We start from the raw sequence: 7,783 nt of genomic DNA, 5'->3' as shown, positions 1-7,783 counted from the left end.
GATATTATTAATAATAATAATTATATACATAATCAAAAAATTAATGCTTCTCAGGAATCTATTCATCAATATGCATTATTTTATAAATATATTGCAGGATATACTAAAGATGCATGGTACTTTACTAAATACCAAGATGAAAATGTAGAATATTTTACAGGTAGAAATATATCAAACAAAAAATTATTATTGTTAGGTGTTTCGATAGATTATTCAAATATTAAATTCGAAACCTATTGTGATACTACCCCTCCGCCAATGAAACCTGATATTTTAAATTAAACTAAATCAAATCAAAAAACTACTTTTAAGGTAGTTTTTTTTATATAAAATTTAAACTAAAACCATCAAAAACCGACCTTTTAAAGGCGGTTTTTTTGATATCCAAATTAGAAAGGACTGTGATTAAAATGATGCAAAAATCAATCTGGGCGTATATCGGTCAAGGCTTAATTTATATTTTTTCATTCATTATGTATAAAGCTTTGATGTATGGATGTATTTATTTATGGCGCTTATATTTTTATAGTTTCCGGTTATCAATTGCCCGATTAAAAAACGGGATTACCGTTAAATTTTATCGTTATCTAATTCACCAACGGGGGTACCGGTCATGTGGGAACAAATAATTAATAGCTTACGCTTTGGTTTAACCAAATTAAATCAGAGTTTACAATGGGCTGGTAGTTATATTGGTGATTATAACCAAATTTGTAATATTTTGTTATTAGCGGTGATTTTATTATTTATCCCCCAAATTCTGACCTTATTGGAAACCATTTTAAAAGGAATTTTTCATATTGGTCATTTTATTTATTTAATTATGGAAAGCATTGTCATTATTTTATGGCAACCAGGTAAATTAATTCGTGCGTTTTTTAAATCTAAAGCCGAAAAAAAAGCCCTTAAAACAGAAAAGGAAAAACAATAACATGCGGATTAAAAATTTAAATCAAAGGACTCCGAGTTGGTATCAACACCGGGCCCAATTCATTAATGCCTCGGAAATTGGCAGTATTACCCATCTTGATAAATTCCGTTCTTTAGAACAATTAGTTCATGATAAAATCTTTGGCACTACTTTTTCCAGTAATAAATACACGGAGCACGGCCAAAAAACTGAACCCATTGCCCGTCAATTCTTTGAAACCATCACCAAATTAAATTTTGCGGATGCGATTTTTACGGATGATCAAGTTAAAATGTTTTCGGCCTCGCTGGATGGTTATAACGAACAAAAACGACTTTTATTAGAAATTAAATGTCCGTTTATCAATGACAATGGGCAAATTTCTAGTACTTGGGATCAATTTTTAGCCAATAAAACCGTTCCCAGTAACTACTGGAGCCAAGTTCAATGTCAAATATATTGTAGCCAAGCGCGGTTCGCGTACTTTTTTGTTTTCTTAAGTCCCACTAATTATCATGTCGTGCGCATTTATCAAGATAATCAATTTATTACCAAAATGATTCACGATAGTAAAAAATATTTAGATTTATTGGCTAAAGCTAAAACCGAATTACAAACGACGACGTATTTAAAAACTTTAGTTCAAAAAAAATATTAATTTCATGACCATTGATGACTTTTCATCGATGTTTTTTATATCCCAATCCAATCAAATTTCTAGGAGAAATCAACATGTATCTATCTAATAAAATATATTACCAAGTTTTACCACCAAAAAATAATTTAGTTAAATTAACTAACGTCATTAATCAAACCACACAGTTAATTACCGACTTAAAACAACAAATTAACCACGTTAAAATCGGGTTTATCAAAAAAAACTATCAAAAAGATATCCGCCTTTTAAAACAACGTTTAACCATGTTAAAAAAAATCTATCAAGCTTATCACAAACTTTTTAACCATCAAATCTATAACGCTGTTTTAGCGGAATTAAAATAAGTTCAAGCTTTAAATTTAATTTAAATTTTTAAAATATCAAAATTCAAACGTAAAGGAATAAAAAATATGTTAATTGCATGTGATCAAAACTTAATGATAACTTTTTCCAGCTTTGATAAATGGTTAATTATGACCTTAATAATTTTCTTAATGGTGAATATCGGTCAGAATGTTTATCAAAGTCGGTCTGACAATCTTTTTAACCAACTTAACCATAAAATTCAAACTCTGAATCAACATACCCAGTTATTAAATAACTACCTTCATCAAACTACTAATCAATTACACCAATTAAACCAATTAAGCTTAAATCCGTCCCATCAAGACCCCCAAAAACAAAGGGCCTTAAAAGGACGGATTAAAGCTACTACTCAACAATTAACGCTTTTAACCAAAATTAAAGCCCATTATGATCAACAATGGCGAACTATTAAAACCGATTTAAAATTAATAAAAGAAAGGAACCATTAAATTTTATGTTCAAAAAATCGCACCAAATTTTAAGCGTGGTGACGTTAACGTATGTGCTATTTATTGTTACCAATTTAATCGCTTTAATTTTTGATTTGGAAATTGGTTTAAGAGCCAATATGATGATTAGTATTATTTCCGATTTGTTTTTTATTATTTATTTATGGTATCAGGAATTTCATCATCATGAAAATTAATCCAAGTCCGAGCATCAAACCTTTTGTTAAATGGGCAGGGGGAAAAAAACAATTATTACCGTTTTTAAATATTATTATGAATATCGAATATGAAACATATTTTGAACCCTTTTTAGGTGGTGGCAGGGTTTTTTTAAATTTATTACCTCAAAAAGCTATGATATCGGATATTAATGCCGAATTAATCACCGCTTGGAAAACTTTAAAAGATCAATCGGTCCAGGTGATTAAGTTATTGAAAAAATATGTTAAAGCTTTAAAGACCGAAAAAAAAGCTTTTTATTATCATTTACGTCAACAAGATATTAATTTATGCGATGATATTAATAAAACCGCGCGGTTTATTTTCCTGAATAAAACTTGTTTTAATGGACTTTATCGCGTTAATGCTAAAAATCAATTCAATACGCCTTTCAATGGCCAAGATCAGATCACCTTGGGGAATATTATTAATGGCCCTCATCTGCAAGCCCTGATTACTTTTTTAAAAAATAATGACATTGAAATTTTAAAGCAAGATTATCAAACGATCATTTCGCAAACGCAAAAAAATGATTTGCTTTTTTGTGATCCGCCTTATGATTCCGATACTAAAACCTTTAATAGTTACACCGCTGAAGGGTTTAATAAATCCCAGCAAGCCGAATTAGCTAAAAGTTTACAAACAGCTCATTTAAAAGGGGTTAAATGGGTTTTAACTAATCATGATACCCAATTAATTAAGCAATTATATCAAGCTTTTTATTTGGTCAAAATTCCCGTTAATCGAATGATTAATTCGCAAAGTGACCAGCGGAAAAATAAGACGGCTGAATTAATTATCACTAATTATGAATTAAGCCATAATCAAAAAAAACAAATCGATCATTTATTATTTTTAAAAAAAATCAAAATTGAACGATTAAAACCAATTTTAAATTAATTACCAAATTGACCTTAATACGTCCTAAAACTGTTAAAAGAAAGGATATATAAAAATGGTAACTCCATTAGACGTTTTACAAAGTTGGGTTTCTTTGAAATCCACTTTTACTTTTATTATGATTACGATGACCGTATTGGGGTTAATCTTTTATACCCGCAAAACGTTTGTCAACCATCAACAAGCCTCTTCAAACACTCCTCACTGGGGCGGTTATGGTTTAATTTTATTAATTATATTATTAATCCTTAGTGGTTTATATTTAGGATTTTTTTATGAATCCGAACCATCAACGAAGTATGCTCAACAATTAATTCCCCAAATTGATGAGGCGTTAGCTAAATATGATGACACTATTAATAATTATCACGGTCTTAAAAAAGACTGGGAAACGGATTTAAAAGCGGTTGAAGCTGAATTAAAGGAATTACTGAAACAGCAAGACCTTACACAAACAGAAAAAGCGCGTATTGAAACGACCCTAAACGATAAGGCCACCGAAATCGCAAATATTAAAAAAGATTTCCAAGATACCACTGCCAATATTACTATTTTTAAAGGTAAATTATTAAATTTAACCACTGAAAAAGCTGATAAAGAGGCGGAAATTGTTAAAACTCAAACCGAATTATCACAAACAAAAAATGAGGATGATAAAAAACGTTTACGTGTTAAACTTGATAAATTAAATGAAGAAGCCTCCGAAATTATCCAACAAATGTCCGACATTCGAGTTAAAATTAAACATTTAGAAATCGATCAAAAAACATGTCAAGAAAGATTAACCATGGTTGAAACTATGAAAAATGACATAGAAAAAGATTTTAAATTTTTAAATCAACAAGAACAAGAATTATTAAATAAAATTAAAGATGTTGAAACACGAAAAGCCGAAATTCAAACTTCTATTAATGAAATTGACGAACAAATTAAAAAAGTTGAAGCTCGAAAAGAAATAATTAAAATTATGCGTGACGCTGCTATGGCTGCCCTTTCAGCTGCTTCGGATTATGACAAAAAAAATAGTTTTAACTTTACTAATTTAATTACTATGATCGACAATACTATCGGTGAAGCATTACAATTTAAACGTGGTATTTTTGCTTGGAAAGAAATTAAAGACCTAAGAAATGAATATTTTGGTAAAGAAACAGCACAACAATATCAAGACCGTAAAAATAAAGAATATGCCGAAGAGTTAGAAAAACATTTAGGTAAAGCTAAAATTTTATTCTTAAATCCTGATAATACGATGAAATTTATAGATCAAACGGTCTTTAACACAATTAACAAACAACTTGATTGGGCTTTAATTGATTTAAAAATCGAAGTCGAAGAACACCAAAAACGTCGTAATGATTATCTTAAACAACAAAAAGAGAGTAATTTAAGTGCTGAATTTAGAGACGAAATAAAAACTAATACATTAAGTAAAGATGATTCCAAAAAAACATTTACATCAATAATTTATGAATATCAAAACCTTACTGAAGAATTAAATAAAAAATTAGAAAAAGTTCAAGATTTAGGAAAATTACCAAAAGATTACAAAAACCGAGAAGAAAAATTATTTGCTTTAGAAGAAAGCATAAATGAAATAAAAACCGAATTAAAACAAAAAAATCCTAGTTATGCACGCGCTCAACAAAGATTACAAGATGCAAGAAATGCTAAATTTTATCAACCAATTATTAACAAATAATTTTTTGATAATTTACAAGCATCATTTCCCCTCTTAAATTTATAAATTTGTATAATAGTAATAATATTATTTGAAAAATTATTATTACTATTATTAGAAAGGTTTTTAAATCATGAATTTAAGTCAAAAAAAATATTTATTAATTACTATTAGCATTGTTATTATTATTACCGCATACTTATGTGTTAAAAATTATAATTTTAGTTCCGATTCACATAATCAAGCTGATTCCAAAATATCTCCGTTAGTAATTGAAAAGCGTAATCCCATTATATCAAGCGAAACTAATAATTCTCCGTCATTACCTCTTCATGAAACAAAATCAAATATTGAACCCCAAATCAAACCAAAAATAGAACCAAAAATAGAACCAAAAATTACATCAACCAATGAATCTATAATTTCAAATGAACCTAAAAATGAACCTATTAAAAAAGTTAAATTTAAAATTACTGCCAATGAATTTAACCAAATTCAAAATTATATTTCCTCAGAACATAATGATTTAAATTTATTACCAAGTCATCTACCTGCAAATGCGATTGATTTAATTAATCAAGAACGAGAACAATTTATAAAAAGCCCTATGAGAAAAATTCTAAGAGAATATAATTTAGAAATTAACGAATTTCACAATAATCTTGAAACAATTAAAAATCAAATTCCACCTTTACAAAATCAATTAACCCCTTTAGCTCAAAAATTAGCTTCCAAAGATGAATTAGTTAATTTAAAAAAAGTTCAAAGGAAACAATTTCGTTACGGAACTACTAATTATGTTCTTTTAGATTCTGAAATTAAACCATTACAAGAAGAAGCCTCCGAAATTATCCAACAAATGTCCGACATTCGAGTTAAAATTAAACATTTAGAAATCGATCAAAAAACATGTCAAGAAAGATTAACCATGGTTGAAACTATGAAAAATGACATAGAAAAAGATTTAAAATACATTATTTCTAAATTACTGAATGATTTCGAAATAACTAACTAAATTATTACCAAATTAAATCAAATATTAATAATTACGATCTATTATTTACATAGGTCTTTTTTTATATCTAATTTTAAGTTTTTTAGACATAAAAAAATCAAAATTGAACGATTAAAACCAATTTTAAATTAATTACCAATTGACCTTAATACGTCCTAAAACTGTTTAAAGAAAGGATATATAAAAATGGTAACTCCGAAATCCACTTTTATTTTTATTATGATTAATATGACCGTGTTGGGTTTAACTTTTTACGCTCAACAAACCCCAAATGACGAGCCTAACTGTGGCCGTTATGGTTTGATTTTATTAATTTTGTTATTAATCCTTAGTGGTTTATGTTTAGGAATTTTTTATGAATCCGAACCATCAACCCATGAATCTCTAATTTCAAATGAATCTAAAAATGAATCTAAAAATGAACCTATTAAAGCAGTTAAATTTAAAATTACTGCTAATGAATTTAACCAAATTCAAGCTTATATTTTCTCAAAACATAATGATTTAAAATTATTACCAAGTCATCTACCTGCAAATGCAATTACTAGAATTAATCAAGAACGAGAATATTTTATAAAAAGGGGAAAAAGGGAAACTGATGAAATTATGCAAGCATATAATTTTAAAATTAATAATTTAATCGAAAACAAGGCCGAAATTATTAAACAAATGGCTGAAATTGAACTTGAAATTAAAAATTTAGAATCTAAACAAAAAATGTATACGGATATGTTAACTATAGCCAAAACTAATAAAAAAGCAATAGAAATAAATTTAAAATACATTATTTCTAGCTTACTGAATGATTTTGAAATAACTAACTAAATATTACCAATTAAATCAAATATTAATAATTACCGATCTATTATTTACATAGGTCTTTTTTTATATCTAATTTTAAGTTTTTTAAACATAAAAAAATCAATAAAAATAATGAAAGTGAGTTAAAAAATATCATGCCATCAAATAAAAAAATCAGAATTCAATATAAAAATATTATCATTACTTATCATAATTGCTTTGAAATTCCTTTAAAAGAAATCAAAGCTTTTTTTCTGCGATTATTTCAAAATATTTATACTACTAACAAGATTAAATACTTACTAGTAGCCAAAAATAAAGTCGATAAAATTATCACTGTTTTATTGATTTTAGATCAAAAACCTAATTTTACAACGATTAATAAATTTATCATTAACAATGATGAACCAATTTTTGACAACGATGAATATATTAAATCTTTTGAAACTGAAATTAAAGCCGATACCAATTTTGAGTGGAAAGAAGACGGCGATTCAAACCAAATTTCTAATAATACCTCATTTCAAAAACAAAAAGAATTAGATTTTTATTTTTATGAATTCATTAACACCTTAAAACAGCGTTTTTGGTATTTTGATAAAAATATGACAACTGAAGATGCCAAAAAAGAAATATATAGTTGGTTAAAAGAAAACAAACATAATAAAATCTATCAAGGTATCCCAGAAATAAACCGCATTTTAACCGAACATTTTACACGAAACAATTATGATTTTGAAGATGATAACTTAGAAAACTATCAGACTTTTAAAAATGATTTGCC

General features: G+C 27.3%; 11 protein-coding genes. All 11 read left to right on the top strand.

Annotated elements, in window-relative coordinates; translation table 11 throughout:
* Positions 1-282: hypothetical protein (locus V9D86_RS01815; RefSeq protein ID WP_334331092.1), on the top strand; the 282-nt coding region annotated here is incomplete at its 5' end.
* A 331-nt stretch (positions 283-613) separates the two neighbouring features.
* The gene (locus V9D86_RS01810) at positions 614-931 is read left to right on the top strand and encodes a hypothetical protein (RefSeq protein WP_334331091.1); all 318 of its coding nucleotides are present in this window, start codon (positions 614-616) and stop codon (positions 929-931) included.
* Between the two features lies 1 nt (position 932).
* Positions 933-1,568 carry a YqaJ viral recombinase family nuclease gene (locus V9D86_RS01805; RefSeq protein WP_334331090.1) on the top strand — a complete coding sequence of 212 codons (636 nt, stop codon included), beginning with the start codon at positions 933-935 and terminating at the stop codon, positions 1,566-1,568.
* Positions 1,569-1,642: 74 nt separating this feature from the next.
* A complete protein-coding gene (locus V9D86_RS01800) occupies positions 1,643-1,912 on the top strand; it encodes a hypothetical protein (RefSeq protein WP_334331089.1) in 270 nt (89 codons plus the stop codon).
* 66 nt (positions 1,913-1,978) lie between these two features.
* Positions 1,979-2,383 (top strand): hypothetical protein, encoded by a 405-nt coding sequence (locus V9D86_RS01795; RefSeq protein WP_334331088.1) that lies wholly within the window; start codon positions 1,979-1,981, stop codon positions 2,381-2,383.
* A 5-nt stretch (positions 2,384-2,388) separates the two neighbouring features.
* On the top strand, positions 2,389-2,580 hold the full coding sequence (locus tag V9D86_RS01790) for a hypothetical protein (protein WP_334331087.1): 192 nt from the start codon (positions 2,389-2,391) through the stop codon (positions 2,578-2,580).
* Complete coding sequence (locus tag V9D86_RS01785) at positions 2,570-3,502, top strand: DNA adenine methylase (RefSeq protein ID WP_334331086.1); 933 nt, start codon at positions 2,570-2,572, stop codon at positions 3,500-3,502. The genes V9D86_RS01790 and V9D86_RS01785 overlap by 11 nt, the downstream gene beginning before the upstream one ends.
* Positions 3,503-3,557: 55 nt before the next feature.
* The gene (locus V9D86_RS01780) at positions 3,558-5,204 is read left to right on the top strand and encodes a coiled-coil domain-containing protein (RefSeq protein WP_334331085.1); all 1,647 of its coding nucleotides are present in this window, start codon (positions 3,558-3,560) and stop codon (positions 5,202-5,204) included.
* Between the two features lie 112 nt (positions 5,205-5,316).
* The gene (locus V9D86_RS01775; RefSeq protein ID WP_334331084.1) at positions 5,317-6,198 is read left to right on the top strand and encodes a hypothetical protein; all 882 of its coding nucleotides are present in this window, start codon (positions 5,317-5,319) and stop codon (positions 6,196-6,198) included.
* A 186-nt stretch (positions 6,199-6,384) separates the two neighbouring features.
* Positions 6,385-7,023, top strand: coding sequence for a hypothetical protein (locus V9D86_RS01770; RefSeq protein WP_334331083.1), 639 nt, complete (start codon positions 6,385-6,387; stop codon positions 7,021-7,023).
* A gap of 131 nt (positions 7,024-7,154) precedes the next feature.
* Positions 7,155-7,783, top strand: a 629-nt coding sequence (locus V9D86_RS01765) for a hypothetical protein (protein WP_334331082.1), incomplete at its 3' end; no start/stop codon positions are given.

Origin of the sequence: Candidatus Phytoplasma prunorum, assembly GCF_036924415.2 — a bacterium.
Taxonomy (GTDB): Bacteria; Bacillota_I; Bacilli_A; order Acholeplasmatales; family Acholeplasmataceae; genus Phytoplasma; species Phytoplasma prunorum.
Note: the sequence above shows the minus strand (reverse complement) of the source record. Positions and strands in the feature narration are given on the sequence as shown.